This window comes from Pseudomonas sp. S150 (genome assembly GCF_004526365.1).
GTDB classification, from domain to species: domain Bacteria; phylum Pseudomonadota; class Gammaproteobacteria; order Pseudomonadales; family Pseudomonadaceae; genus Aquipseudomonas; species Aquipseudomonas putida_A.
The window spans coordinates 3,533,084-3,557,526 of sequence record NZ_CP038207.1; the positions used below are offsets into that span (position 1 = coordinate 3,533,084).

Below are 24,443 nucleotides of genomic sequence, written 5' to 3' on the forward strand. Positions count from 1 at the left end.
TCAGTGCCTCCCCAGCAGTTCGGACGCGGCCATGGCACAGCTCCTCGCGGCCGTGGTGCCGGCGCGGCCATGCAACTGGAACCAGTCGCTGGCCAGACCGCAGGCACAACGGGTGCCCGGATGCAGCGTGGCCAGATCGCTCATGACCACGGCATGGGCCGGGCTTGAGGAAATGTAGGGCGAGACCAGACTCAGCAGGCCGCGCTGGCCATAGGGCAAGACCGAAAAATCCACCGGACAGCGTATGTACACTTTCGCGTAGACCGGTACATGAAAGTGATGGTGGGCGCATTCGACGTAAGGCACCGCGTGTTCGACGGCGCCGTAACCGTCGCGACAGTCTTGGGTAGCGATGCCCAGTTGTTGCTGGATCCGTGCATATAAGGCTTGTCTGGGGACTTCTTCGGCGGCGCGGGTTTTCCAGCCGCCGCCGAAAAATGACAATGATCCGGCCGGCAGTTGCAGGTCCGCCACGCCGGTGGCGCGCATGCGTTGCAGGGTTTCCCAGAGAAAGGCGGGAAAGCCGAAGATGCGCACCGGCAGACCTTCTTCGGCAAAGGCCTGCAAGGCGCTGATCACTCCGAACAGATCAAACTGGTGGCCGTCACCAGTGCGACGCAGGGCGTAAACCACCCGATTGGCGGGAGCAAAACTGCACAGGAACTGATCGGTGAAGGATGTGCCCAAGGTGTTTTTCTGCTCGGGCTCATAGCCGAGCAACAGGTAGTTGCACGGGACATGCGGGGTAATCCAGCCATATTGGGCGAAAATCCGTTCGACCATGTACTGCGCGGCGCCGAGGCTGCGCGCGTCATAGCGCATGCGGCTCTTCTGCCCGCTGGTGCCTGAAGAGGTCAGTTCCAGGGCGTCCTCGCCCGTGGGACTGAGCAGCATTTGCTGCTTGAAGAAACTGGCGAAAATCGGTGGCAATTGCGACCAGTCGTCGAGCTCGTCCAGGTCATCGACAGCGATTGCATGGGCGTTCAACCAGTGGCCATAACCGGGCGTATGGCGAGCGTGAAACCGGGTGATTTCGCTCATGGCCAGATTGAACAGCCCTTTGGGGACGGCCTCCTGGCAATAGGGCTGCGGCAATGCGCAAAGCGCATCGCTGTGGGGGAACAGAGTCATCGAATATCCTTATTGATGTGTGGTGGGCGCGGCGGGTGCCGCAGAAGGCGGTAGAGCAGGGGCAGGCACAGCAGGCCGCCGAGGCCGGCGAGCAGGGAAAAGGATTGCAGGTTCGAGCCACCGCCGATGATGGCGATGAGCGAGCCGCCGCTGCCCATTACGGCAATCGACAGCATGCCGATCATGGCCGACACCAGCCCCTTGCCCGCATCGCTGGAGAACAGCGCGAGGCGGTACAGCGCGGCGTTGCTCATACCAAGCCCCAGTGCATACACGGCCAGTGCGCAAACGGCCAATGGCAGCGCAGCCGAACTCAGGGCAGCAGCGATCAGCCCCAGCAGTCCGAGGCAAAACGGCCACAGGGCCAGACCGATCACCTGGGCGAGCGTGTGCCCGACGAGCAATCGATCCAGTAGTAAATTGCCGAGGATCACCGCCGCAAACACCGGGATTTGCCACAGGCCATATTCCAGCGCAGACAGCTCCAGGCGTTGCATGAGCAGCACCGGTGCCAGTCCGATCCAGGCAATCAGCGGCAGGCTCATCAGGCCCAGTGTCAGACAGGCGCCGATGAATCGTCGGTTGCGCAGCAGCGCGAGGTAACCCAGGCCGATCTGCCTGAGCGAAAACGCCACTGGAGGCTGTCGCTGGCCGTCACGGCGCACGACGTCGATCGTTTCCGGCATCCAGGCAAACAGAGCGAGCCAGACAACCACACTCGTTACCGCCAGCCCCAGAAACATCTGTCGCCAGCTCAGCCATTCCAGCAGCAGGCTGCCGAGTAAAGGGCCGAGCAGCGGCGACAGCAGCGCCACGTTGCCCAGTAATGCCATGAGGCGCACGGCATCGGCCTCGCAGAACACTTCCTGCAGGGTCGGGTAGCTGACGGCGACCACAAAGCCCAGGCCCATGCCCTGGATCAGGCGCAACGCATTAAAGGCTTCAATGCGCTGCGTTATGACTGCGGCGCTACACGCCAGGCCGAACAGCGCACAACCGAGCAACAGCAAGCGACGCCGGCCGTAACGGTCGGAAAGGGGGCCGATCAGCCATTGCAGGCACACGCCGCCAATCAGATACAGGTTGAAGGCGTTGGCTACATGCCGGGTATCGGCGTTGAACTCGCCGGTCACCGTCAACATGGCCGGCATGATCATGTCGCTGGCCATATAGGTGAGCAGTTCAAAAGCGGTAATGGCCAGGCAGAATCCGATAATCTGCACGGGCGTCATTACGATCAAGGTTCTCTGCATAAACATCCCTGTTTCAGTAAGCGAGAAAAGTTCGCAGAGACTAGAGGCAGAGTTGTCGCGGCAGCCAATCCTTTGCTGCGACATGAAATTTCAAATACTTACAGCGTATTTACTGACCCCTGCAGGCTGATCGAAAAGGCATTTGCGAGGCACAGGCGCGCCAACAAAAATGCCCGCTGGCGGGCGGGCATGGTTGGCATTGAAAAGGCTGGTGAGGTATCCCGACCGGTATTTCAGGCGCACCGGCGGGCGAACGATCCTGTTTTATCGATGGTAATAACCGGGGCCTTCCTGATAACGATGGTGGTCGTCATGCCAGCCGCCGTGGGGGAAAATGATGCAGCCGCTCAAGGTCAGAACGGCAAGGACAGGAATCAGCCAGGTGATTCGACGGAACATTTCAAAGATCCTCATGGTTACGCCGGCATGAAGCCAAAACTCTTCATCGGCTGTAACATGAGACCGCGTTCAGCCAGGCCCATCCCCGCAACATGGTATGTGCATGGCATGCAACCGGATACAAACCGGATACATTTGAAAGTTTCAGGAACCTGCAATGACCCAGAAGCAACGTTTGAAATACTCGATCCTGATCGCCCTGTCGGTGTTGGCGATCATGCTCGGCCTGTCCTGGCTGCAAAATGCCGGGATGATCAGTCAGAAGATGTTCCAGTACATCGCCATGGGTGTGGCGGTGGTCGTGGTGGTGATCAACGGGGTGATGCGCCGCAAGGTCAAGCCCTGACGGCGATCGCGGGACGCTTCAATCGTGATTGAGCACGGCAGCAGCCTGTGGATGCAGGCTGTAACTCTTGTCCGGGTTGAAGGTGACCACCCCTTCGGCGCATAGACGCTTCAACACTTCGCGCACGCTGAGAAAGGACAACGGAATATCCAGGTCCAGCAGTTGACTGTGTACGCCGCGCACGCCCAGGCGTCGATCACTTTGTGCGGCGACCAGCAGGGCGTCGATGACTTTCAGACGAATCAGGCTGGTGCGCAGGCCGAAGCTTTTCAGCAACAGACGAATACGCTCATTGCCCTGACGCTCGGGGCTGGGGGCGAAGCTGCTCGCGCGGGAACTCATGGAAGCTCCTTGTGACGCCTGGCTACCATCCATTGGTAGTTGCGAGTTGTACATGGGGTTACTCCTTTTCAGAGCCCGATCAGGAAACGTTTTGACTGCTCTCAGTAAACAAGACGTTTCAGCACGACAAATCATGAAAGGAAATATGTAGAAATTTTGTCGGTTATTCGTTGTTTTCCCGTAATCAGTGAATTTCACCTTCCTCAATCGGGCTAAATTTTTTTTCTCGCATTCGTTTCCTGAACAGCCGTCTTGCGCCCCAGGCGCATGAATCAATTTCAGAGTGGATCCGGCGCAAGCGCCGATCCTTGTCTTGTCGTTCAGGAGCGAGTGTGATTATTTCACGACAGTTAACCGGACTGGCCCTCGCCGGTGTGTTTCTCGGACTCAGTCTGTCCGCCCATGCGTTCAGTCCCGCTGCACAAGCCAGTGCCGATATCCGCCGCACCTCCTTTGGCGTGCCGCACATCCGCGCGGAAAATGAACGCGGACTGGGTTTCGGCATTGGTTACGCCTACGCGCAGGACAACCTGTGCCTGCTGGCCAACGAGATCGTCACGGTCAATGGCCAGCGCTCGCGTTATTTCGGGCCGGAGCAGTTCACCGTCGAACAACGCGAGAATCGCGTCAGCGACCTGTTCTTCACCTGGCTCAACACTCCCGCAGCGGTGAAAGCCTTCTGGGACGCGCAACCGGCGCAGGTGCACGACCTGGTGGAAGGTTATGCCGCGGGCTATAACCGTTATCTCGCCGAACGCCGCCAGCAGGGTCTCCCGCAACAGTGCCAGGGTGAGTGGGTGCGTGATATCAGCGCCGAAGATCTGGTCAAACTCACTCGGCGCCTGCTGGTCGAGGGCGGGGTCGGACAGTTCGCCGAAGCCCTGGCTGGCGCGACGCCGCCGCAGGCCACGGCGCAGCTCGGCAGCGATGCCCGGGCCTATCAGTTGGCGGACGCGCGCCTGCAGCACTTCGCTCTGGATCGCGGCAGCAATGCCGTGGCGGTGGGCAGCGAACGCTCGTTCAACGGACGCGGCATGCTGCTGGCCAACCCGCATTTTCCATGGGTTGGCGGCATGCGCTTTTACCAGATGCACCTGACCATTCCGGGCAAACTCGACGTCATGGGCGCAGCCTTGCCGGGGTTGCCGATGATCAACATCGGTTTCAATCAGCATCTGGCCTGGACCCACACGGTGGATTCATCCAAACATTTCACCCTGTATCGTCTGCAACTCGACCCGAAAGACCCGACCCGCTACCTGCTCGACGGCAAGTCGCTGCCGTTGAACAAGCAGACGGTCACTGTGCAGGTCAAACAGGCGGACGGTCAGGTGGTGCCGGTCTCGCGCGATGTCTACAGCTCGCAGTTCGGCCCGATCGTGCAATGGCCGGGCAAACTCGACTGGGATCATCAGTACGCCTACAGCCTGCGCGACGCCAACCTGGACAATGATCGCGTGCTGACGCAGTGGTACGCGATGAACCAGGCGTCGAGCCTCAAGGCTCTGCAGGATTCGGTGCACAAGCTTCAGGGCATCCCCTGGGTCAACACCCTGGCCGTGGATGACAAGGGGCAGACGCTGTACATGAACCTGTCGGTGGTGCCGAACGTCAGCGCCGACAAACTGGCCAAGTGCAGCGACCCGCGCATCGGCTTGCAGATGATCGTGCTCGACGGTTCCAACAGCGCTTGCGCCTGGGATATCGATCCGCAAGCTGCGCAGAAGGGTATCTATGCCGCCAGCCAGCTGCCGCAACTGTTGCGCAAGGACTTCGTCCAGCATTCCAACGATTCGGCGTGGCTGGCGAACCCGGCACAACCGCTGACCGGGTTCTCGCCGCTGATCAGTCAGGACGGCCAGCCGCTGGGCCTGCGATCAAGATTTGCGCTGGAGCGCCTGAACACACTCGGCAAAAAAGGGCCGCTGGCGGTGAAGGATCTGCAACAGATGGTGATGGACGACAACGTCTATCTGGCGACTCAGGTGCTGCCTGATCTGCTGAAGTTCTGCGCTGCGGATCTGGGTGCGGACGCGGCCGCGTTGAAGCCGGTTTGTGCCAGTCTCAAGGGTTGGGATGGCCGGGCGAATCTGGATTCGGGCATTGGTCTGGTGCATTTCCAGAACATCATGCAGGCGCTGCAAGCGTCGCCGGATGTCTGGCGTGTGCCGTTCGATCCAAAAGACCCGCAACACACGCCACGCGGGTTGGCGATCGAGCAACCGGCCGTGAGCAAGGCACTGCGTGAAGCGCTGCTGGCGTCGGCTGCCACTGCGCAGAAAATGGGTCTCAAGCCTGAAACCCGCTGGGGCGATATTCAGGTGGCGAGCAGCGGCGCTCAACAAACCGCAATTCACGGCGGGCCGGGAACGCTGGGGATCTACAACGCGATCCAGAGCGTGCCGCGTGAAGACGGCAAACTCGAAGTGGTCAGCGGCACCAGCTACCTGCAAGTGGTGACCTTCGACGACAAAGGCCCGCACGCTCAAGGGTTGCTGGCGTTCTCGCTGTCGAGCGACCCTGAGTCGAAATATTCCCGGGATCAGACCGAGGCGTTTTCGAAAAAGCAGTGGAGCGTGTTGCCGTTCACTGAGCAGCAGATCGCTGCCGATCCGCAGTATCAGGTGCAAACGGTTCGCGAGGTGGCGGGCAAGGGCACCGAGGTGGTTGCGCAGTAAGTCAGGCTGAACGAAAAAGCCGCTGCTCCTTGACGGGAACAGCGGCTTTTTTGTGCCCTGAGTCAGCCATGGCCGACGGGAACCGCTTTCAGGTTTTTGGTGGCTGCCGCGGCATCGAGTTGATCACCGGATCACCCTCGGTATTGCGCGTAAGGTAGACCGGCAGCACCTTGGGCAGGGTGTTGACGAGGCCGCCGAGCTCTTTGATGTTGTAGACGCCGCCGACGCGGATCGCGCCGGTGTTGGCGTCGGCCAGTTTCAGCGGTTTGCTCAGGTAGCGATTGATCAGCGGCAAGGCTTCGTTCAGCGCCAGGTTGTCGAGCACCAGTTTGCCGCTGCGCCAGGCCAGGGCGTTATCGTTGGCGTAGGTCTGGCTGATCTGTGGCGTGTAGTCGCCATGCCGGTACTGCGCCTGCATGGCCGGCCCCAGGCGCAGACCGTCGCCGGGCAGGGCGGCGTTGCTGGTTACCAGAACCGAGCCTTCGATCAGGTTGACCCGCACCTGATCTTCGTAGAGCCAGACATTGAAGCGGGTGCCGGTCACGCGGATCTTGCCTTCGCCGGCCCTGACCACGAACGGGTGGGAGAGGTCATGGCTGACTTCGAAAAACGCCTCGCCTTTTTTCAGGGTGACCCGCCGTTCATCCTTGTAATTGCTGAAGGTCAACTCAGTATTGAGGTTGAGCTCGACCTGACTGCCATCCTTCAAGGTGACCTGACGGACATTGTCGGTGGCTGCGAAATGCTGATAGCTGTTGGGCAACCAGCCCAGATTCCAGCCACCGTACGCCGCCAGTGGCAAGGCCAGGGCGCAGACGCTCGCGGCAATTGCGTAGCGCCGCCAGGCGGGCACCGCAGCGGTCAGCGGCACATTGAGCGTTGGGGGTAGCGGCGGACGCGGCAGATGTTCGGCAACGTCCCAGATCTCCAGCATCGCTTCGTATTCGAATGCATGCAGCGGATGCGCATCGCGCCATTGCTCGAAAGCCAGACGCTCCTCGGCGGAGCAGTCTACGGCGTGCAGACGCATGCACCAGTGCGCGGCGGCATCGGTGATCGCATCGTATTCGGCTTCCGAGAGGGATTCTTGGGTCATTGACTCGTCCTGATTTGCTGCATTCTAACCTTGCGGGCGTTGCGCCGAGAACATCCGTCATGGCAATTGCCCATCAAAGTGGAACTTATTTTTCCGTCAGACGCCCAAAAACAGGACATCAGAGGAACATCATCCACAAATGGAGTGAAAAAATGATCAAAAAAACCTTAGCCGCTGCAATCGCCACCGCCGCTTTGTTCAGCGCCGGTGCCGCCATGGCTGATCGTCCCGGTGCGGGCTGGGTCACCATCGAAAAGGCTATCGAGATCGTGAAAACCAAGGCCGGTTACGTCGAAGTCTATGAAATCGAGGCCGACAATGACGGCTACTGGAAAGGCGAGGGCCGCAAGGCCGACGGTTCGGTGTATGAATTCCGCATCGATGGCGCCTCGGGCAATGTATTGCGTGACCAGAAAGACTGAGTTCACCCAGCGATGAACCATGCGCAGGCCAACCGCCTGCGCATTTTTTTTATCTCAGTTGAGCCCTCCGTGAGGTTGGGTTACCGGATCCAGCTGGCGGCCCATTTCGCAAATCAGAAAGGCGATCGAATCGGCATTGCGCAATATGGTGTCGATGCGTGGATGCGGGTTGGTCGGGCTGAGAAATGCCGTTCGCGCGTCCTCGAGATTCCTCGTCCCCGTGGTCTTGAGAACTTCCCTGCGCACATGTTCCATGCCCTCAAACTCGTCGATATCGAGCCACTCCTGAAGGTTGTCGCTCCAGCGCGAAAACAGCTCTTCACGGCGCGTGGACAGTGACAGTGCTTCGCGCTGAAATCGTGTCTGTACCTGTTTGCGGGCAGCTCCGTAACCGGTCACCGTAGCAATCAGATCAGCAAACGGGCGCCGCGCTTCCAGGGAGGCAATGTCGACGGTCTTGCTGAATTGATGGGAAAACTCGTGGATCAGCGTCGCTGCCCGTGCATGCCCGTCAACATTGAACGGTTCGGTCAGGCCTGTGTTGTACCAATCCAGCCCTTGATTGAAGAACTTTTCGGTGAAATGGACTTTCTTGAGTAAATCGCCACCCAGCACAAAGGCGATTACACCCGAGCTGCTGTGTCTGTTCGAGCCGACCACAAAGCGACTGGTGTTCAACAGGTCTTCTGTTGGATCGACCAAGGCATCACAGATCGGCACGATGGCCTGCTTCAGCTTGTCGAGAATGTCGGCATCAATCCGTTGCACGTCAAAAAAAGACTTGAGAAAAGTATCGAGGCGGGTGCCCGGCACATAGTTTCTCAGCTGCGCAAGATTGTGCAGGCTGTTGAACGCGTAATGCCGGGCCAGATCAATTGCCTCGATCAACATGCGGGCTTTCTCCGGATGGCGGGCGCGGATTTCTTCCATGCCTTGCGCTTCGATATTCAGCATGTACCGCGCCTGGCGATGGGTGGCGTAATGGTTGAGCATCGTCGACATGGCCTTGCCGAAATGCACGGTATGGCGATCCGGGTCCAGCACCAGTTGCCGGGAAGCGGTGTGTTGCAACACCGGGCCTGGCTGCTCGGCGCCTTTGATCTGCCAGACGGCTCCCGGCCGCTCCACGGGATAGACTTTGCCGGCGATAGGGGCGTAAGTCGCTTTGGTTGTCAGATCCTGATACGTGCCCTCGGCAGCATCGTGAGTCAGATCCTTCAGGGCGATAGTCGGAGCTTCGAATGTCTGCAGCGAGGTGCGCAGCGGATCGGTCGGCTTTGTCTGCGCAAGGACGGGGGCGCTCAGCGTGGTTGGCTGCAGTGGTTGCGGCGCTGCCACGGCTTGAGATTCCAGACGTGACTCCAGCGCCAGTCGCCCGAGACTGATCATCTCCGCTGCGCCGGCGACAAAGGTTTGCAGCGCACGTTTCCAGTGGTGATCCTGCAATGCTTCGGCCGAGTCCAGAAAATCCTGGTAGCTTTGCCAGAGAAACTGCACATAGGCGAGCTTGCCCGGCAGCAGGCCCCGGATCCGCTGGAAGCCTGAACTGAACAGGTGCTTCGCGGCGTCCCAATCCGCCTGCGCCGATGGCAGCGAATGGCTGCTCAGCAAGTGTGGCAACAAGGTCAGATTGTCTTCGAACAACTGCAGCAGCAAGTTGCCGTTGATCGGGGTGGTGGCCAGGGTCATCTCGCTCGTCTGGCCGCTGCTCGCCTTGAACAACGCGCCGAAGATCGAACGTTGACTTTCCGGCAAGCGGCGCAGCAGCAGGTCCTGCAGTGAGCCCGGCGTATTCAGCGCGGCGATCACTGCTGCCTCGTCCTCGAACTCACTGAATGCGTGCTCTCCATGGTAGGGCGCATAAAGCACCTGAGGGCCGGGTTTTTCCGCAGGGCCGATCAAGTACAGCCCCAGCGCCTTGATCGCGGATGCCCCGGCGGTCTTGATCAGCGCCAACGGCCGGACAATCGCATCGGCCCCTTGCACGGTCGCACGAGCGACGGCATCGGGCATGTCGAGCACCTGTGTAATCAAGTCGAAGGCTTTTGTCGACAAGCGTTGTTGCAGTTGTAACTGATGGGCATGTTGCAGCAGTTGCCAGGGTAGTTGCTGGATGAAACGCAGCTTGCGTTGTTCGGCGTCGACGTCATTCGCGGACAACACCGAGGTGATTTTATTGGCAAATGTTGTCGCAACGTTCAAGGACAACAGCAGGCTCCTGACCGCTTGTTGGTCGAGTCCGGTCGGCAGCGCCCGGTTGGTGCGCGAACTTAGGGAGAATGCAGTGTCCTGGGCAATATGCGCATGGTTCAAGGCGAAATCGGTCAGGCTCATTGCAGACCCGATCAGGCTCAGCGCGGGAGTGACGGTGATCTGTTCGGGGTCGAGATCCTGCCTGTGCAAGCGGGTGCTCAGCAGCGTCTTTAGGGTCTGCCGGATGTAATCACGCAAGGTTGGCAGCGCGTGGAGATAATCCTCATCGTCGATGACGCTGTGACGCCACTGTTCCAGCAGTTCCAGGTGCAACTGCTGATCGTCAAGCCTGGCCATTCCCAGCCAGGCAGGCAGTGAATGCTGTTTAGCGAGGGCCTGCGCCAGAGCGCTGGCGCGTTGCAGATTGGTCTCCACGACTTGCTCACTCAACGTCTTGAGGATCTGGGTTTCGCGCAGCTTTGGCCATTGGCGGCCCCGCACCTGTTCACAGCGCTGGAGAAAATGTTCGATCGTTGATTCGGTGCGATCCTGCAATACATTGCCGCTGATCAGCTGTAACCGTCCCAGTGTGTAGTGTTGGTGGAACCTCTGGTGCAGGGGTGAAAGGTTTTCCAGCAGCGCCAGGCGTTTTTGCGGATCCAGCAGCCGCTGGCTCAAAACCTGTCTGGCGTGCTCGATCGAGCGGAAGACTTCCAGGCCCAGAGCCGGGGTCCACAAAATCGCGCGTCCAGAGTGCTGCGTATCGAGGCCACCGCGTTCCGTGAGCAGGACGCAGTTGGCCAGCGGCAGCACTTCGCTCTCACCGGCGACCTGTAACGTCAATGACCAGGCATCCGGCCGAATCCCGTTGAGTGCCTTGCGGTGGCTGCGATCCGGGTGATCCGGATTGAACACGGTGTCGACCAGGGCTTGCGCATGACGGCTTAGCGTTCCGTCCAGGACTCTCAACCGTGCTTCGCCATTGATGCCGACAGACAGGGCGTGCGCCAGCTTCGCTGCGATACCTTGCAGGTAGGTACGCTGCAGCGCTGTGACGGTCAACGGCTGGGCGGTGAAGTCTGCGGCGATGGTTGGCATGATGCTGGCGAACTTGCGCACTTCGGCTGCGGCGGTGTCCGCCAGCACCCTTGAAGGCAATGGGTTGCCGGTGAGCATCGGCCGGGTGCTCCAGCGCCCGCGAGCATCCAGGGTGACAAGGCGCTCGTGGAGCATCGAGCGGATGTCCAGGGCCTTATCGAACAGTGCGCGGATATCCACGACGCCGTCGCTGTGCCGGTACAACTGCAAGGCATAGTCGATGTTCTGTCGTTGCTTGGTGTGATGATCAATTCGAGCAGTACGCTGAACATGTCTCCGGCGATCGATTTGCCGGAAACCTGCGGCCGGTCGAAACCGAGGAAGCGCTGGCGCTCTTCGAGACTCAGCAGACCATAGAGTTCGTCTTCGTGCCCGGGGCTGGCGAACTTGCCGAGCAGCATGGATTTTAGATCTGCGTAGTCCTTGAGCACCTGCAAGCCGTGCGTCGGGGTATACAGGCAGCTTTCGGAATGGCCGATCATCAGCGCGCCGGCCAGCTCCACGAAGTTTGCCTGGTGCTCCCATAAACGCACGGTTTCCACGGCCGCGCGAGGTGCCAGACTTTCACTGAAACCCAGCGACGTCAGCAGGCTGTCGAATTGGCGCTGATCGATGATGCCAGACTCGCGTTTGAGCAAAAAGTCCGCCAGCGCCTGCTGCCGAATGATCTGCGCCAATACGTCGCGCCGCGAGGCCCCATTAGCACTGGGCCCATTCCAGTAGCGCTCCATTTGCTGGTACAGCAGCACCAGCAGTTTGCCTGATGCCGTGGTGACGGCTGTCTCCCAGTGTTGCTGATCACTGGCCAGGAATGTCCGACTCGGGTGCGAAAACTCATGGGTCTGGCCAACCGGCCATCCGGTGTGGCGATAGTGCAACAGCAGCGCATCGCCAAGCGACAGCGCTTCAAGCCCGTGCCGCGAAGCGAGGTCTGCCGATGCCGGGCCGGTTGCGGTCGTGGTCGCGTACAGGTTCACGCGCGTGTGTGTCTGGTCGACGCCGCGCATCGTCGGCGTCAGAAGTTCGTCGGTAATGGTCTGAAGCAGGCTGCCAAGTTCGGGCAGTTGCATCAATTCATCAAGCATCGCTTGCGTGTTGAGCTGCTGGCAATGCTCGATGACGGCGCGTTGATCTTCGAAGATATCGCCCTCGACAAGCTGGTAGGTCACGCTGATGCCGTGCTGTTCTGCCAGTCGTTTGCGTTGGGAAAGGGCGAGGAACGCCAGCAGCCGATCATCCTCGCTGGCGCTGTTCAGACGCTGTTCCAGGTGCGCGGTCAGGGCGGTGAGGCTGGCATGTTTTTTCAGCCCGGCGAAAGGTGTGTACAACAGGATCCCGTGATCATCCGGGGTGGCACTGAGTATGAAACTGCCGGCCAGAGGCACCGCTGGCGCACCATTGGTATTGAGCAGGATGCGCTGGGCAAGCATGGGCGGGGTCTGCTGACTGCGCAGTGCGTGGGTCGCCAGTTGCACGTGGCTCAACCATTGGAAGTCCGCGCTGGACAAGTGATGGAGATTGCCGAGTTCGCGCCACGATCCGGGGGAGTTGAGGATGGGCTGGAACAGCAGGGGAGGAATGGGAGCAGGCATCATCGGGTCTCGTTCAGGGCACCGTCCGGTGCACCGGTAAATTGAGACACGAGACTAAAGACCGGATCGATAACAGAGGTGGTACATAGTTACCGCACCAGCGGCAGCGCAATGTGCTAGCCGCGACAAGCCGGCACCACAACGGTTGACAGCACCCGTACCGGGCGTGGTTAATCGCTGGGCAAGCTGTTCGTACGCTGTTGTTCCCTCCAATAATTAGTCTGGAGCTTCAGATGTCTGCGCCACACGATTCCGTGTCTTCCCCCGTTGCGTCCACACTCTCGCTCGAAGCGCTGACGCAATTGCTTGAAAAGGTTTTCCTGCGCCACGGTACGTCGGCGTCCGTCGCCCGCACTCTGGCTGCCAACTGCGCCGGTGCCGAACGCGACGGTGCGCACAGTCATGGCGTGTTCCGTATCCCCGGATATGTTTCGACCCTCAATAGCGGTTGGGTCAATGGTCAGGCTGTGCCGCAAGTCGAGGACGTAGCCTCGGGTTTCGTGCGAGTCGATGCCGACAACGGTTTCGCCCAGCCCGCGCTGGCCGCAGCCCGCTCGTTGCTGGTGGAAAAGGCGCGCAACGCCGGGATCGCGGTGTTGGCGATTCGCAATTCCCATCATTTTGCGGCGCTGTGGCCGGACGTCGAGCCGTTTGCCGAAGAAGGGCTGGTGGCGCTCAGCGTGGTCAACAGCATGACCTGCGTGGTGCCGCATGGCGCCGATCGGCCGCTGTTCGGCACCAACCCGATTGCCTTTGCCGCGCCGCGGGCCGGTGGTGCGCCGATTGTCTTTGATCTGGCGACCAGCGCCATCGCTCACGGTGATGTGCAGATCGCGGCGCGCAAGGGCGAACGTCTGCCCGCCGGAATGGGCGTGGATGGTCTTGGGCAGGCGACGCAGGATCCGAAAGCCATTCTTGAAGGCGGCGCACTGCTGCCGTTTGGCGGGCATAAGGGGTCGGCGCTGTCGATGATGGTCGAGCTGCTGGCGGCGGCGTTGACCGGGGGCAATTTCTCCTTCGAGTTCGACTGGTCGAACCATCCCGGGGCCAAGACCCCGTGGACCGGGCAGTTGCTGATCGTCATCGACCCGAGCAAGTCCGCCGGGCAGAGCTTTGCCGAGCGCAGCGAAGAACTGGTGCGGCAGATGCATGGGGTGGGGTTGAAGCGCTTGCCGGGTGATCGTCGGCATTTGCAGCGGGCCAGATCGCTGGCCGAGGGGATTGTGCTGGAGGAGCAGACGCTGGCGCAGTTGGGCGAATTGGCCGGGGAATAATTGTCAGATAACCCATGTGGCGAGGGAGCTTGCTCCCGCCGGATTGCGAAGCGATCCCCTTTTATCTGCTTGAGAATAGGGGACTGCTGCGCAGTCCAGCGGGAGCAAGCTCCCTCGCCACAGGTTTACTGCCTGATCCCACAGAATGGGATCAGGCAAATGTCACTTAACGACGACCGAGCAGCAGGCCCACCACCAGACCGAAACCGGCGGAAATCGCCACGGTCTGCCATGGATGGCCGCCAATGTAGCTCTCGGTAGCCTCGACCGCCGGTTTGGTGCGCTCACGCACGCTCGATACGGAATCCAGTGCCTGTTGCAGTTTCAGGGCGATTTGTCCGCGCAGGGTCTCGGCTTCTTCGCCCACCAGTGAGGCGCTGCTCTTGAGCAGTTTGTCGGACTCTTCGATCAAAGCCTGAAGTTCGCTGAAGGCTTGATCCTTGATTTGGTCTTCGACGGCTTGCACGCGGGATTTGCGGGCCATTGGGTGACTCCTTGCAGATGGATGAACAGTGATCAATGGAGTGTGGCGCTGACTGAAAAGTTGCACTGATTTTAGGTGCGAAAGAAAAACCTGCGCGGGAGATTTCCGCCGAGCGTGTAAGATGTCGCCATTTTACGCAGCAGGTATTTCCCCATGAGTTTCAATCTGGCCGACAAATCCCTCGCCGAGCGCGCAGCGCTGGAAGACGAGAAATCCCGTCTGTTCGAACTCTGGCAGAACAATCTGGGCAAAGCCAAAGGCGAAGCCGCGCGGTTGTTCGGCGAACGCTCCAAGCGCAAGGGCAAATGGGCCGAGTGGGTGCGCGCCGAGCTGGATGGCATGTCCCCGCCGGAATTCGCCAACATGGTGCGCAGTGAAGTCAATCGACTGATGGCAGCCAACAAGTAACACCCGCCTCAGTCCGCGTTGAAACAACCGACAATCGCCTCACGCACCTTGATCACCACCGGATCGATCTGCGTGCTGGTGCGCCAGCCCAGTTCGATCGGGTAACGCGGCAACGCCAGCGGGCAGGGCAGCAGCACCAGTCCGCTGAGCTCGGCAATGGCCTGAGCGGCATGGCGGGGGATGGTTGCCACCGCGCCGCTGCCCTTGAGCAGATGCGGCAGCGCGGCAAAGTGCGTGGTCGAGGCGCAGACCCGCGCCGGCTCAGACCCAGCGCCGCCAGCCCCTCATCGGTGATGCCGATAAAACCGCCCGAGGACACCAGAATGTGCTCGCGCGCGACGAACTCCGGCAAATCGATGCGCTGTTGGCCGGGCGCCAGACTGCCCGGATCGACCAGGCACGCATAATCCCCTTCGCCCAGCACCTGAACGACTGAGCAGACGCTCGGCGAACCCACCGGCGGTGATCGCCAGGTCGATGCTGCGCTCCATCAGGGCGCGAGCGACGATCTGGCTGTGGGTCTGGCGGAAGATCAGCCGCAGCTTGGGCGCGCTGCGAGCAATGGCTTCGATCAGGCGCCGGCCATAAGCGATTTCGAAATCATCCGACAGGCCCACGGTGACTGATCGGCCGTCATAGTGGTGGGCCGCCGGATCGACCATCGCCAGGCTCTGCCGACATTTGTTCAGCGCCTCGCTGACCACCGGTTTCAGTTGATTGGCCTTGAGCGTCGGCGCCAACCCGCGACCAGTGCGCACGAACAATTGATCGCCATACACCTCGCGTAACCGGCGCAACGCCGCGCTGACCGCCGATTGCGTCACGCCCAGACGCAGCGCCGCACGGCTGGCGCTGGACTCCTCATGCAGGGCTTCGAAGACTTTCAGCAGGTTGAGGTCGACGGTTGCGATATTCATTTGGCTCATATCATTCAGCAGTGAATCGGTGTTTATTCATGATCCCGCGCCGCCGCAGAATCGGCAACACTTGAACCCGATGGAGTGACCGCAATGCCCAAATCAATCGTCGCCGCCCTGCAGATTGGCGCCTTGCCCGGTGGCAAGGCTGAAACTCTGGAACAGATCCTGAGCTGGGAAGACGCGATCAGCGAGTCCGGCGCGGCACTGGTGGTGATGCCTGAAGCGTTGCTCGGTGGCTATCCGAAAGGTGAGGGCTTCGGCACGCAGTTGGGCTATCGCTTGCCCGAGGGGCGTGAGGCCTACGCCCGCTACTTCGCCAACGCCATTGACGTGCCGGGGGCAGAAACCGAGGCACTGGCCGGTTTGTCGGCGCGCACCGGGGCCAATCTGGTGATTGGCGTGATCGAGCGTGCCGGCAGCACGTTGTATTGCACGGCGCTGTATTTCGATCCGCAAGCGGGGCTGGTGGCCAAGCATCGCAAACTGATGCCGACCGGCACCGAACGGCTGATCTGGGGCAAGGGTGATGGCTCGACGCTGCCGGTGCTCGACACTCAGGTCGGTAAACTCGGCGCGGTGGTGTGCTGGGAAAACATGATGCCGCTGCTGCGCACGGCGATGTACGCCAAGGGCATTGAAGTCTGGTGCGCGCCGACCGTGGACGAGCGCGAGATGTGGCAGGTCAGCATGCGTCACATCGCCCACGAGGGCCGCTGCTTTGTGGTCAGCGCCTGTCAGGTGCAGGCCTCGCCGAACGAGCTGGGCGTGGAGATTGCCAACTGGCCGGCGGATCGGCCGCTGATTGCCGGCGGCAGTGTGATTGTCGGGCCGATGGGCGATGTGCTGGCCGGGCCGCTACGTGGCGAGGCCGGGTTGCTGACGGCTGAGATCGATACTGATGAGCTGGTGCGGGCGCGGTACGACTATGACGTGGTCGGCCACTATGCGCGGCCGGATGTGTTTGAGCTGAGTGTCGATGAGCGGGCCAAACCCGGCGTACGCTTCACCGCATAACTTCCGCGCCGACACAAAACCTGTAGGAGTGAGCCTGCTCGCGATGGCGTCAGATCAGCCAACACCTTTATTGACTGACGTGACGCTATCGCGAGCAGGCTCACTCCTACAGGAGACTTGTGTGTTTAGTGGGTTACCACGTCGCAGCAGTGGCCTTCGGCAAACTCAGCTTGCCACTGTCGACAAAACGCATGGTGCCGAACACGCCGCCCGCGAGTTTGCCGCGCAGCACGTAGGGCAGGTTGTCGAGGGTTTGTGTCTGGCTCAAACCCAGAGTCTGGCGCAGTACCGAGAACGCGGAAACGCTGACCGGCACGCTGACCACGGTTTCCGAGAAGCGCGGGATCGAGCCGGTCTGATCGCTGACGCCCGAGGCCAGTGGACGGCCATTGACCTCCAGATCCAGGGCGATGCCGTTGTAATCGATGGCCGTCTCATTGGGGTTCTGCACCCGCAACTTGATCGCGAAACGCACTTCCAGATCCTGGCTCGGCAACGGTTCGAGGCCGACCACGTTGATGTTCACCGGATCGCGGTTGGGAAACAGCGCGCAGGCGCTCAGGGACAACAGTAGCAGGGACAGGATGACGGCGTGGACGCGGCGCATAAACAGTCTCTCAACGAAAAAGGGCTGAACCGTTGCCGGCTCAGCCCTTTTTTCATGGCGCAGCGTCAGCGGTTCAACTGTGCGACCGCCGCGGCCGTTGCAGGTTCAGCTTTGGCCGGCAGATCGGGGTTTTCCATGACCTGCAGAATCGACGCTTCCGGATCGAAATCGTCTTCTTCCAGCTCAATGAATTCTTCCGGCAGGAAGATATTCAGCACGATAGCGCACAACGCACCGACGGTGATCGGCGATTCGAAGATGTTACGCAGCGCTTGCGGCAACTCGCGCAGCACTTCCGGCACCGCGGCGATGCCCAGGCCCATGCCCAGGGAGATCGCCACGATCAACATGTTGCGCCGATGCAGGCCGGCCTCGGCGAGGATTTTGATCCCGGCCACGGCCACGGTGCCGAACATCACCAGTTCAGCGCCGCCGAGCACCGGTTTAGGCATCAGTTGCAGCACCGCGCCGATCATCGGGAACAGCCCCAGCAGCACCAGCAGGCCGGCGATGAAGAACGCCACGTAGCGGCTGGCCACGCCAGTCAACTGGATCACGCCGTTATTCTGCGCGAACGTGACCATCGGCATGCTGTTGAACACCGCTGCCATCGCCGAGTTGAGGCCATCGGCGAGCAGACCGGATTTGATTCGGCGGATGTACAGCGGACCCTTGACCGGTTGCCGCGAGATCATCGAGTTGGCGGTCAGGTCACCGGCCGCTTCCAGCGGCGAAACCAGGAAGATCACCGCCACCGGCACGAACGCCACCCAGTCGAAATTGAAGCCGTATTTGAACGGCACCGGCACGCTGACCAGCGGCACTTCGGGCATCGAGGCGAAATCCACCGTGCCCATCAGCCAAGCGACCACGTAGCCGAGGGTCAGGCCGATGACGATCGCGCCCAGGCGCAGAAACGGCACGTCGACACGGTTCAGCACAACGATAGTGCCGATCACCAACGCCGCCAGAAACACATGGCTGGCCGCGCCCAGATCCGCCGCACCGAAGCCGCCGGCGATGTCGGTCATCGCCACTTTGATCAGCGACAGGCCCATCAAGGTGATGATGGTGCCGGTGACCACCGGGGTGATCAGCATCCGCAGTTTGCCGATGAACTGGCTCAGCACCACTTCGATGAACGCGGCGAAAAAGCACACGCCAAAGATCGTCGAGAGAATTTCATCGGTGCCGCCGCCCCGGGCCTTGACCATGAATCCGGCGCTGAGAATCACGCTGATAAAGGAAAAACTGGTGCCTTGCAGGCACAGCAGACCGGAACCAACCGGGCCGAAACGCTTGGCTTGAACGAACGTGCCGAGGCCTGAAACGAACAGCGCCATGCTGATCAGGTACGGAATTTCACTTTGCAGACCGAGGGCGCCGCCCATGATCAGGGTCGGGGTGATAATGCCGACGAAGCTCGCCAACACGTGTTGCAGCGCAGCGAAGACGGTGGCGGTGAGGTGCGGACGGTCGTTGAGGCCGTAGAGCAGATCGTTGTTGCGCGGGACTTTTTCAGAGGCGGTCATGGTGTTTTGCGCGCCGTGAGGCGGGGCCGGGTCAGAAAATGGAGGCGCAGGATGCCGGAAGAGGACGGCGAGGGCAACGAGCAAAAATTGCCTGAAAGGTCAAGAAATACGGGGTTTGAACTGGTTGCTGTTTCTGTGGTGAGGAGATTTATCCCCGATGGACTGCGTAGCAGGCCCAGCTCCTGAATACCAAAGAGCCGGGCCGCTTCGCGCCCATCGGGGATAAATTCCCTCGCTACAGGGTTATTTGCTGGCAGAAATTTTTCAGGTGAAGGCTGCGAGCAAATCCTCCTCAAACGCCTTCTGCGCATCCCCCGGCAGCTGCGCCCGGTGCCGGGCCAGATGAAACGCCACTTCGAAACTCAATTCCCCAGGCCGCAGCGCGCGCAGCAAGCCCTTGTCCTCCCAGACGCGCGCGTAGTGATCGGGCAGATAATCGACATGCTTGCCGGAAAGAATAAAAGCAAGGGTGCCCTCGACCTGCTCCGAACGCGCGGAAAAGCGCTTGTCCGGGAACGGCTCGCCCGTGCGCATGAACCGATACGGATGATCCACCCGGTCGCAGGCCCGCAACGCCGCGTCATCCGGCTCATCCACGCGGAACAGCGGATGCCCCTGCGCGCAATACAAATGCTGGGTTTCCCGGAACAGTTCGCGGTAATCGAACGCGCTCTGCACTTGAGAGAAATAACCAATGGCCAGATCCAGTCGCTGTTGCAGCAGCAGGCGCTCCATCTCGCCGGGCATCGCGCTGATCAACTCGATGCGCACCGACTCATCGCGCTCGCGAAAGCGCCGGATCGCATCTGCCACCCGCAGCAGCACCGACTGATCAACTGCCTCGGACAGGCCCAACCGCACCTCACCGATCAGCCGTCCAGCGACGCCGTTGGATTGATGCCGGAACGTCTCGATGGACTGGAACAGGGCGCGAATCGCGATCAGCAGGTGCTCACCCTTGGGCGTGAGGTTGAAACCGCCTTTGCCGCGGCTGCACAGGCGATAGCCGAGGCGGGTTTCCAATTTGGCCATTTGCTGGCTGATGCTCGACTGGCTCAGGCCCAGCTCACCTTGCGCCGCGCTGAAGCCGCCACATTCCACGACCCGCACAAACAGGCGCAGCAACTGCAAATCGAGGTCGTGAAGCTGACCGAGCATTACATTACTCCGGGATAAAGTCAGGTTAACAAACTTGATATTTCTGCAATGTATCCGACGGCGCATCCTGCCACCACTTCCTCCGGTCAGGTGTTCGTCATGGCTCCCGTGTTCAAGCTATGTTTTCCCGCGCTGTTGCTGTCCGTGGCCCTCAATGCCCAGGCGGAGGACAAAACCCTCAATCTTTACAGCTGGGCCGATTACGTGCCGGCGCAGACGCTGCAGCGTTTCGAGCAGGAGACTGGCATTCATGTGCGCTACGACACCTTCGATACGTCCGAGGTGCTGGAAACCAAACTGCTGACCGGCGGCAGCGGTTATGACGTGGTGGTGCCGTCGTCCAGCGTGCTGGCCCGGGGTTTGGCAGCGGGCGCGCTGAAGGAAATCCCGCATGAAGGCCTCCGGGGCTACGCCAATCTTGATCCCGATCTGCTGGAAAAACTCGCCGCCGTCGATCCCGGCAATCGCTACGCCGTGCCTTATACCTGGGGCACACTCGGGTTGGGGCTGAACGTCGAGGCGGTGAAAAAGCGCTTGCCGGACGTGCCGCTGAACAGCCTCGATCTGCTGTTCAAACCCGAGTACGCCAGCAAACTCAAGGACTGCGGGATTGCCGTGCTCGATTCGCCGCAGGAAGTCATTGGTCTGGCGCTGCATTACCTCGGCAAGGATCCCTACAGCACCGACAAGCATGATCTGGCCGCCGCCGAAGCCTTGTTGCAGAAACTCCAGCCGTCGGTGCTGTATGTCGCCACCGGCCGGCAGATCAACGATCTGGCCAATGGCAGTGTCTGTCTGGCGCTGACCTACAACGGCGACGTGAGCATGGCCGCCGATCAGGCGCACAAGGCCAACAAAGCCTACGAAGTCGCCTACCGGATTCCGCGCGAAGGCACGTTGATCTGGCAGGACAATCTGGCCATTCCCAAGGACGCGCCAAACCCGCAAGCGGCGCGGTCGTTCATCGAATTCATGCTGCGCCCCGAGTCGGTGGCCGAGCTGACCAATACGCTGTTTTTCGCCACCGCCAACCAGGCCGCGACGCCGCTGGTGGATGAGGCGGTGCGTAACGATCCAGACATCTATCCACCCGCCGAAATGCGCGATCGCTTGTACGCCGACCGCAGCATGAGCCTCAAGGACATGCGTCAGCGCACGCGTCTGTGGACCACTTTCCGTAGCCATCAATAACAAAAGGAGCACACCGATGGACGTGCCGATGCTCAACGACCAAGCCCTGACCCGTGACAGCCTGTACGGCACTGCCGCCGAAAGCACCTACGCCGGGATCACCAGTTTCATGCGTCGCCGCTACAGCCGTGATTTGCGCGGCGTCGACGTGGCGGTCAGCGGGGTTCCGTTCGACACCGCCACCAGCAACCGCCCGGGCGCACGCTTCGGGCCACGGGGGATTCGCGCGGCATCCACCGGGATCGCCTGGGAACGCCACTGGCCGTGGGCGTTCGATCCGTTCGATCATCTGGCGGTGATCGACTACGGCGACTGCGATTTCGATTACGGGTCGCCGCACACCATCCCGGAAAGCATCGAGGCTCACGCCGAACGCGTTCTTCAAGCTGGCAGCGCCATGCTGACGTTTGGCGGCGACCATTTCATCACCTATCCGCTGCTCAAGGCCCATGCGCGTAAACACGGCGCGCTGTCGCTGATCCACTTCGATGCGCACAGCGACACCTGGCCGGACGAGGGCGGCAAACGCGTCGATCACGGCACCATGTTCTGGCACGCGGCCAGGGAAGGGCTGGTGGATCCGGCGCGCTCGGTGCAGATCGGTTTGCGCACCACCAATGACGATCATCAGGGCTTTGCCGTGCTCGACGCCCGCCAGGTGCATCGGCGTGGCTGCGAAGCGATTGTCGAGGCGATTCGCGCGCGGGTCGGCGATCACCCGGTGTACCTGACGTTTGATATCGATTGCCTGGATCCGGCCTTTGCCCCGGGCACCGGCACTCCGGTGTGTGGCGGGTTGAGCACGCTGCAGGCGCTGGAAATCCTCGGCGGGTTGCGCGGGATCAATCTGGTGGGCATGGACGTGGTGGAAGTGGCGCCGGCCTATGACCATGCGGACGTGACGTCGCTGGCAGCGGCCACCCTGGCAATGGAAATGCTCTGCCTCTACGCCGCTCGACACAAAGTCGACCTTTAAAACACCGCAAAGCCAATGTGGGAGTGGGCTTGCTCACGAAAGCGGTGTGTCATACAACGATGCTGCTGGCTGACCTGACGCCTTCGCGAGCAAGCCCGCTCCCACAGGAGGTTGTATTCCAGGCAGTTGCTGCACGCTGTTTTGAGGTCGCGAGATATACAGTCGATCTTCGACTCCCCACAGAACCCATGTGGGAGTGGGCTTGCTCACGAATGCGGCGTGTCATTCAACGGTGATGTTGGCTGCCCCGGCCCCTTCGCGAGCAAGCCCGCTCCCACAGGAGGTTGTATTCCAGGCAGTTGCTGCACGCTGTTTTGAGGTCGCGAGATATACAGTCGATCTTCGACTCCCCACAGGGGGTTGTATTCCAGGCAGTTCCTGCACGCTGTTTTGAGGTCGCGAGATATACAGTCGATCTTCGACTCCCCACAGAACCCATGTGGGAGTGGGCTTGCTCACGAATGCGGTGTGTCATTCAACGGTGATGTTGGCTGCCCCGGCGCCTTCGCGAGCAAGCCCGCTCCCACAAAAGGGCACCTGTTTTTCAGGGACATCGTGGCATACTGCCGCGCATGACTTTCGACTCTCCTTTAAGCGCCTGGCAACACGCGATCGAGCACAAGGGGTTCATCCAGGATGAAGCCCAGGAGCATGCGGTCTGGGCGCTGCAAAAATGCCATGAAGCCTTACATACCGGTGCCCGGTCGGTCACTGGCGTGTATTTGTGGGGCCCGGTCGGGCGCGGCAAGACCTGGTTGATGGATCAGTTTTATCAGAGCCTGCGGGTGCCGGCCCGACGTCAACACTTTCATCATTTCATGGGCTGGGTGCATCAGCGCTCGTTCCAGCTCACTGGCATCGCCGATCCGTTGCGGGCGTTGGCCAAAGAGTTGGCGGCGGAAGTACGGGTGTTGTGCTTCGACGAACTGTTCGTCAACGACATCGGCGATGCGATCATTCTCGGGCGGCTGTTTCAGGTGATGTTCGACGAAGGCGTGGTGGTGGTCTGCACCTCCAACCTGCCGCCGGATGAGCTGTACGCCGACGGCTTCAACCGCGACCGGTTTGTCCCGGCGATTGCCGCGATCAAGGCGCACATGCAAGTGGTGGCGGTAAATGGTGCCGAGGATCATCGCCTGCATCCGGGCGCGGGTCAGCAGCGCTATTTTGTCGCTGCGCCGGGACAGGGCAGTGCTCTGGAGCAGGTCTTCCAGTCACTCAACGCCGGGCAGCCCGCCAGCGCCGAGCCGGTGCCCGTCGGCCATCGTGTGCTGAACGTGGTGCAAGCCGGTGCGACGGTGCTCTGGTGCCGCTATGCCGATCTCTGCGAGCAACCATTTGCCGCGATGGATTTCATCGCACTGTGCGACAACTATCGGTCTATTCTGTTGAGCGACGTGCCGAACCTCAGCGCGCAGAAACGCGAAGGGCGCATCGCTCGCGGCACCGAGGACGGCTCGGCGCAGGTGGTGGCCGGTGACCGTGAGTTGCCGCAACTGTCGGTGCACGACGACGGCGTGCGTCGCTTCATTGCTTTGGTCGACGAGTGTTACGACCGTAAGGTGCCGCTGTACATCGAGGCCCTGGTACCGATGGAGGCGCTGTACACCGAGGGTTATCTGGAATTCCCGTTCCGGCGCACCCTCAGCCGGTTGCAGGAGATGCAGCTGCAGCGTTTTGCCGAATCCTGAGCGAAGAGGGCGCGAGTATGAGCCAACCGCTGTCGCATCATTTACTGACCATGGCCTACCAGAACGCGTGGGCCAATCATCGCCTCGGCAAAGCCTGGAATCAGCTCGACGCCGCTGAGCTGGCGGCGCCGCGAACGAGCTTTTTTCCGAGTATCCGCCTCACCCTCAATCACATCCTGACGTGCGACTGGTTCTACGTCGATGCACTGGAACGCGAGTTGCGCGGTGACGACCCGCATCCTGATTGCTATGTGTTTTTCAACCATGACGAGCCGTTTACCGAGGCCGCAGCGCTGCGTGAAGAGCAGGCGCACGTCGATCGTCGACTGATCGCTTATTGCGAACAACTGCGCGATGCCGATCTGGGGCGGATCGTCACCATCGCCCGGGAAACGCCGCAGCATGACAGTCGCTTGCGTATGCTGTCGCACCTGTTCGAGCACCAGATTCATCATCGTGGGCAGGTGCACGCGATGCTCAGCGCGACCACGGTGAAACCGCCGCAACTGGATGAGTTCTTCTGCGCCGGCGAGAGCGGGTTGCGTGCTCAGGATTTTGCCGAGTTGGGCTGGACCGAAGAGCTGATCTGGGGGCGCTGAAGCCTGGAAATCAAAAGATCCGGTTGTGGCCCGCAACAT

The 24,443-nt window shown here is 60.8% G+C and carries 20 protein-coding genes and 1 pseudogene; 10 read left to right on the plus strand and 11 right to left on the minus strand.

Annotated elements, in window-relative coordinates:
• From E3Z29_RS16215 to E3Z29_RS29665, 3 genes are all read right to left on the minus strand, one after another.
• Positions 1-1,131, minus strand: a complete 1,131-nt coding sequence (locus tag E3Z29_RS16215) for an acyl-protein synthase (RefSeq protein WP_134786300.1) — start codon at positions 1,129-1,131, stop codon at positions 1-3.
• On the minus strand, positions 1,128-2,384 hold the full coding sequence (locus tag E3Z29_RS16220) for an MFS transporter (RefSeq protein ID WP_134786301.1): 1,257 nt from the start codon (positions 2,382-2,384) through the stop codon (positions 1,128-1,130). The genes E3Z29_RS16215 and E3Z29_RS16220 overlap by 4 nt, the downstream gene beginning before the upstream one ends.
• A 264-nt stretch (positions 2,385-2,648) precedes the next feature.
• The gene (locus tag E3Z29_RS29665) at positions 2,649-2,783 is read right to left on the minus strand and encodes a hypothetical protein (protein WP_007961861.1); all 135 of its coding nucleotides are present in this window, start codon (positions 2,781-2,783) and stop codon (positions 2,649-2,651) included.
• Between the two features lie 157 nt (positions 2,784-2,940).
• Here E3Z29_RS29665 and E3Z29_RS16225 point away from each other — a divergent pair, with 157 nt between their 5' ends.
• Positions 2,941-3,129 (plus strand): hypothetical protein, encoded by a 189-nt coding sequence (locus E3Z29_RS16225; RefSeq protein ID WP_007961862.1) that lies wholly within the window; start codon positions 2,941-2,943, stop codon positions 3,127-3,129.
• Between the two features lie 18 nt (positions 3,130-3,147).
• Here the strand turns inward: E3Z29_RS16225 and E3Z29_RS16230 are convergent, their stop codons facing one another.
• Positions 3,148-3,525, minus strand: a complete 378-nt coding sequence (locus E3Z29_RS16230; RefSeq protein WP_027612026.1) for a fe2+ zn2+ uptake regulation protein — start codon at positions 3,523-3,525, stop codon at positions 3,148-3,150.
• A 278-nt stretch (positions 3,526-3,803) separates the two neighbouring features.
• Here E3Z29_RS16230 and E3Z29_RS16235 point away from each other — a divergent pair, with 278 nt between their 5' ends.
• Complete coding sequence (locus E3Z29_RS16235; RefSeq protein ID WP_134786302.1) at positions 3,804-6,149, plus strand: acylase; 2,346 nt, start codon at positions 3,804-3,806, stop codon at positions 6,147-6,149.
• An 88-nt stretch (positions 6,150-6,237) separates the two neighbouring features.
• Here E3Z29_RS16235 and E3Z29_RS16240 read toward each other — a convergent pair whose 3' ends face one another.
• Positions 6,238-7,245, minus strand: a complete 1,008-nt coding sequence (locus tag E3Z29_RS16240; protein ID WP_134786303.1) for a FecR family protein — start codon at positions 7,243-7,245, stop codon at positions 6,238-6,240.
• Positions 7,246-7,397: 152 nt separating this feature from the next.
• Here E3Z29_RS16240 and E3Z29_RS16245 point away from each other — a divergent pair, with 152 nt between their 5' ends.
• Positions 7,398-7,667 carry a PepSY domain-containing protein gene (locus E3Z29_RS16245; protein ID WP_007961867.1) on the plus strand — a complete coding sequence of 90 codons (270 nt, stop codon included), beginning with the start codon at positions 7,398-7,400 and terminating at the stop codon, positions 7,665-7,667.
• Between the two features lie 54 nt (positions 7,668-7,721).
• On the opposite strand, the gene E3Z29_RS16250 is transcribed toward E3Z29_RS16245, so the two are convergent.
• The gene (locus tag E3Z29_RS16250) at positions 7,722-11,168 is read right to left on the minus strand and encodes a DUF6543 domain-containing protein (RefSeq protein ID WP_305955818.1); all 3,447 of its coding nucleotides are present in this window, start codon (positions 11,166-11,168) and stop codon (positions 7,722-7,724) included.
• Between the two features lie 1,615 nt (positions 11,169-12,783).
• Here E3Z29_RS16250 and E3Z29_RS16255 point away from each other — a divergent pair.
• A complete protein-coding gene (locus tag E3Z29_RS16255) occupies positions 12,784-13,824 on the plus strand; it encodes an Ldh family oxidoreductase (protein ID WP_134786304.1) in 1,041 nt (346 codons plus the stop codon).
• A gap of 166 nt (positions 13,825-13,990) precedes the next feature.
• Here the strand turns inward: E3Z29_RS16255 and E3Z29_RS16260 are convergent, their stop codons facing one another.
• Positions 13,991-14,308 carry a YqjD family protein gene (locus E3Z29_RS16260; RefSeq protein WP_007961870.1) on the minus strand — a complete coding sequence of 106 codons (318 nt, stop codon included), beginning with the start codon at positions 14,306-14,308 and terminating at the stop codon, positions 13,991-13,993.
• 153 nt (positions 14,309-14,461) lie between these two features.
• Between E3Z29_RS16260 and E3Z29_RS16265 the strand changes: the two genes are divergently transcribed.
• A complete protein-coding gene (locus E3Z29_RS16265) occupies positions 14,462-14,716 on the plus strand; it encodes a hypothetical protein (RefSeq protein WP_003224595.1) in 255 nt (84 codons plus the stop codon).
• Positions 14,717-14,724: 8 nt separating this feature from the next.
• On the opposite strand, the pseudogene E3Z29_RS16270 reads toward E3Z29_RS16265, so the two are convergent.
• Positions 14,725-15,642: pseudogene (locus E3Z29_RS16270) on the minus strand (LysR family transcriptional regulator).
• 84 nt (positions 15,643-15,726) lie between these two features.
• On the opposite strand from E3Z29_RS16270, the gene E3Z29_RS16275 reads away from it, so the two are divergent.
• Entirely contained in the window at positions 15,727-16,650 is a 924-nt protein-coding gene (locus E3Z29_RS16275; protein ID WP_134786305.1) for a carbon-nitrogen hydrolase family protein, read from the plus strand.
• Positions 16,651-16,783: 133 nt separating this feature from the next.
• On the opposite strand, the gene E3Z29_RS16285 is transcribed toward E3Z29_RS16275, so the two are convergent.
• The 3 genes from E3Z29_RS16285 to E3Z29_RS16295 all read right to left on the minus strand — a co-directional run bounded on the left by E3Z29_RS16285 (position 16,784) and on the right by E3Z29_RS16295 (position 19,947).
• Positions 16,784-17,257, minus strand: a complete 474-nt coding sequence (locus tag E3Z29_RS16285; protein WP_086791096.1) for an LEA type 2 family protein — start codon at positions 17,255-17,257, stop codon at positions 16,784-16,786.
• A gap of 65 nt (positions 17,258-17,322) precedes the next feature.
• The gene (locus E3Z29_RS16290; protein ID WP_134786306.1) at positions 17,323-18,789 is read right to left on the minus strand and encodes a nucleobase:cation symporter-2 family protein; all 1,467 of its coding nucleotides are present in this window, start codon (positions 18,787-18,789) and stop codon (positions 17,323-17,325) included.
• 264 nt (positions 18,790-19,053) lie between these two features.
• The gene (locus E3Z29_RS16295; protein ID WP_134786307.1) at positions 19,054-19,947 is read right to left on the minus strand and encodes a LysR family transcriptional regulator; all 894 of its coding nucleotides are present in this window, start codon (positions 19,945-19,947) and stop codon (positions 19,054-19,056) included.
• A 99-nt stretch (positions 19,948-20,046) separates the two neighbouring features.
• Between E3Z29_RS16295 and E3Z29_RS16300 the strand changes: the two genes are divergently transcribed.
• The 4 genes from E3Z29_RS16300 to E3Z29_RS16315 all read left to right on the plus strand — a co-directional run bounded on the left by E3Z29_RS16300 (position 20,047) and on the right by E3Z29_RS16315 (position 24,404).
• Complete coding sequence (locus E3Z29_RS16300; RefSeq protein ID WP_134786308.1) at positions 20,047-21,138, plus strand: polyamine ABC transporter substrate-binding protein; 1,092 nt, start codon at positions 20,047-20,049, stop codon at positions 21,136-21,138.
• A 16-nt stretch (positions 21,139-21,154) separates the two neighbouring features.
• The gene (speB, locus tag E3Z29_RS16305; RefSeq protein ID WP_134786309.1) at positions 21,155-22,114 is read left to right on the plus strand and encodes an agmatinase; all 960 of its coding nucleotides are present in this window, start codon (positions 21,155-21,157) and stop codon (positions 22,112-22,114) included.
• 572 nt (positions 22,115-22,686) lie between these two features.
• On the plus strand, positions 22,687-23,805 hold the full coding sequence (gene zapE, locus E3Z29_RS16310; RefSeq protein WP_134786310.1) for a cell division protein ZapE: 1,119 nt from the start codon (positions 22,687-22,689) through the stop codon (positions 23,803-23,805).
• Between the two features lie 17 nt (positions 23,806-23,822).
• On the plus strand, positions 23,823-24,404 hold the full coding sequence (locus tag E3Z29_RS16315; RefSeq protein WP_134786311.1) for a DinB family protein: 582 nt from the start codon (positions 23,823-23,825) through the stop codon (positions 24,402-24,404).
• Positions 24,405-24,443 lie beyond the last annotated feature (39 nt).

Excerpts from the sequence above, each read along its gene's own strand:
- E3Z29_RS16215 (WP_134786300.1), bottom strand. The coding sequence starts at position 1,131 with ATGACTCTGTTCCCCCACAGCGATGCGCTTTGCGCATTGCCGCAGCCC.
- E3Z29_RS16220 (WP_134786301.1), bottom strand. The coding sequence starts at position 2,384 with ATGCAGAGAACCTTGATCGTAATGACGCCCGTGCAGATTATCGGATTC.
- E3Z29_RS29665 (WP_007961861.1), bottom strand. The coding sequence starts at position 2,783 with ATGTTCCGTCGAATCACCTGGCTGATTCCTGTCCTTGCCGTTCTGACC.
- E3Z29_RS16225 (WP_007961862.1), top strand. The coding sequence starts at position 2,941 with ATGACCCAGAAGCAACGTTTGAAATACTCGATCCTGATCGCCCTGTCG.
- E3Z29_RS16230 (WP_027612026.1), bottom strand. The coding sequence starts at position 3,525 with ATGTACAACTCGCAACTACCAATGGATGGTAGCCAGGCGTCACAAGGA.
- E3Z29_RS16240 (WP_134786303.1), bottom strand. The coding sequence starts at position 7,245 with ATGACCCAAGAATCCCTCTCGGAAGCCGAATACGATGCGATCACCGAT.
- E3Z29_RS16245 (WP_007961867.1), top strand. The coding sequence starts at position 7,398 with ATGATCAAAAAAACCTTAGCCGCTGCAATCGCCACCGCCGCTTTGTTC.
- E3Z29_RS16255 (WP_134786304.1), top strand. The coding sequence starts at position 12,784 with ATGTCTGCGCCACACGATTCCGTGTCTTCCCCCGTTGCGTCCACACTC.
- E3Z29_RS16260 (WP_007961870.1), bottom strand. The coding sequence starts at position 14,308 with ATGGCCCGCAAATCCCGCGTGCAAGCCGTCGAAGACCAAATCAAGGAT.
- E3Z29_RS16265 (WP_003224595.1), top strand. The coding sequence starts at position 14,462 with ATGAGTTTCAATCTGGCCGACAAATCCCTCGCCGAGCGCGCAGCGCTG.
- E3Z29_RS16275 (WP_134786305.1), top strand. The coding sequence starts at position 15,727 with ATGCCCAAATCAATCGTCGCCGCCCTGCAGATTGGCGCCTTGCCCGGT.
- E3Z29_RS16285 (WP_086791096.1), bottom strand. The coding sequence starts at position 17,257 with ATGCGCCGCGTCCACGCCGTCATCCTGTCCCTGCTACTGTTGTCCCTG.
- E3Z29_RS16290 (WP_134786306.1), bottom strand. The coding sequence starts at position 18,789 with ATGACCGCCTCTGAAAAAGTCCCGCGCAACAACGATCTGCTCTACGGC.
- E3Z29_RS16295 (WP_134786307.1), bottom strand. The coding sequence starts at position 19,947 with ATGCTCGGTCAGCTTCACGACCTCGATTTGCAGTTGCTGCGCCTGTTT.
- E3Z29_RS16300 (WP_134786308.1), top strand. The coding sequence starts at position 20,047 with ATGGCTCCCGTGTTCAAGCTATGTTTTCCCGCGCTGTTGCTGTCCGTG.
- speB (WP_134786309.1), top strand. The coding sequence starts at position 21,155 with ATGGACGTGCCGATGCTCAACGACCAAGCCCTGACCCGTGACAGCCTG.
- zapE (WP_134786310.1), top strand. The coding sequence starts at position 22,687 with ATGACTTTCGACTCTCCTTTAAGCGCCTGGCAACACGCGATCGAGCAC.
- E3Z29_RS16315 (WP_134786311.1), top strand. The coding sequence starts at position 23,823 with ATGAGCCAACCGCTGTCGCATCATTTACTGACCATGGCCTACCAGAAC.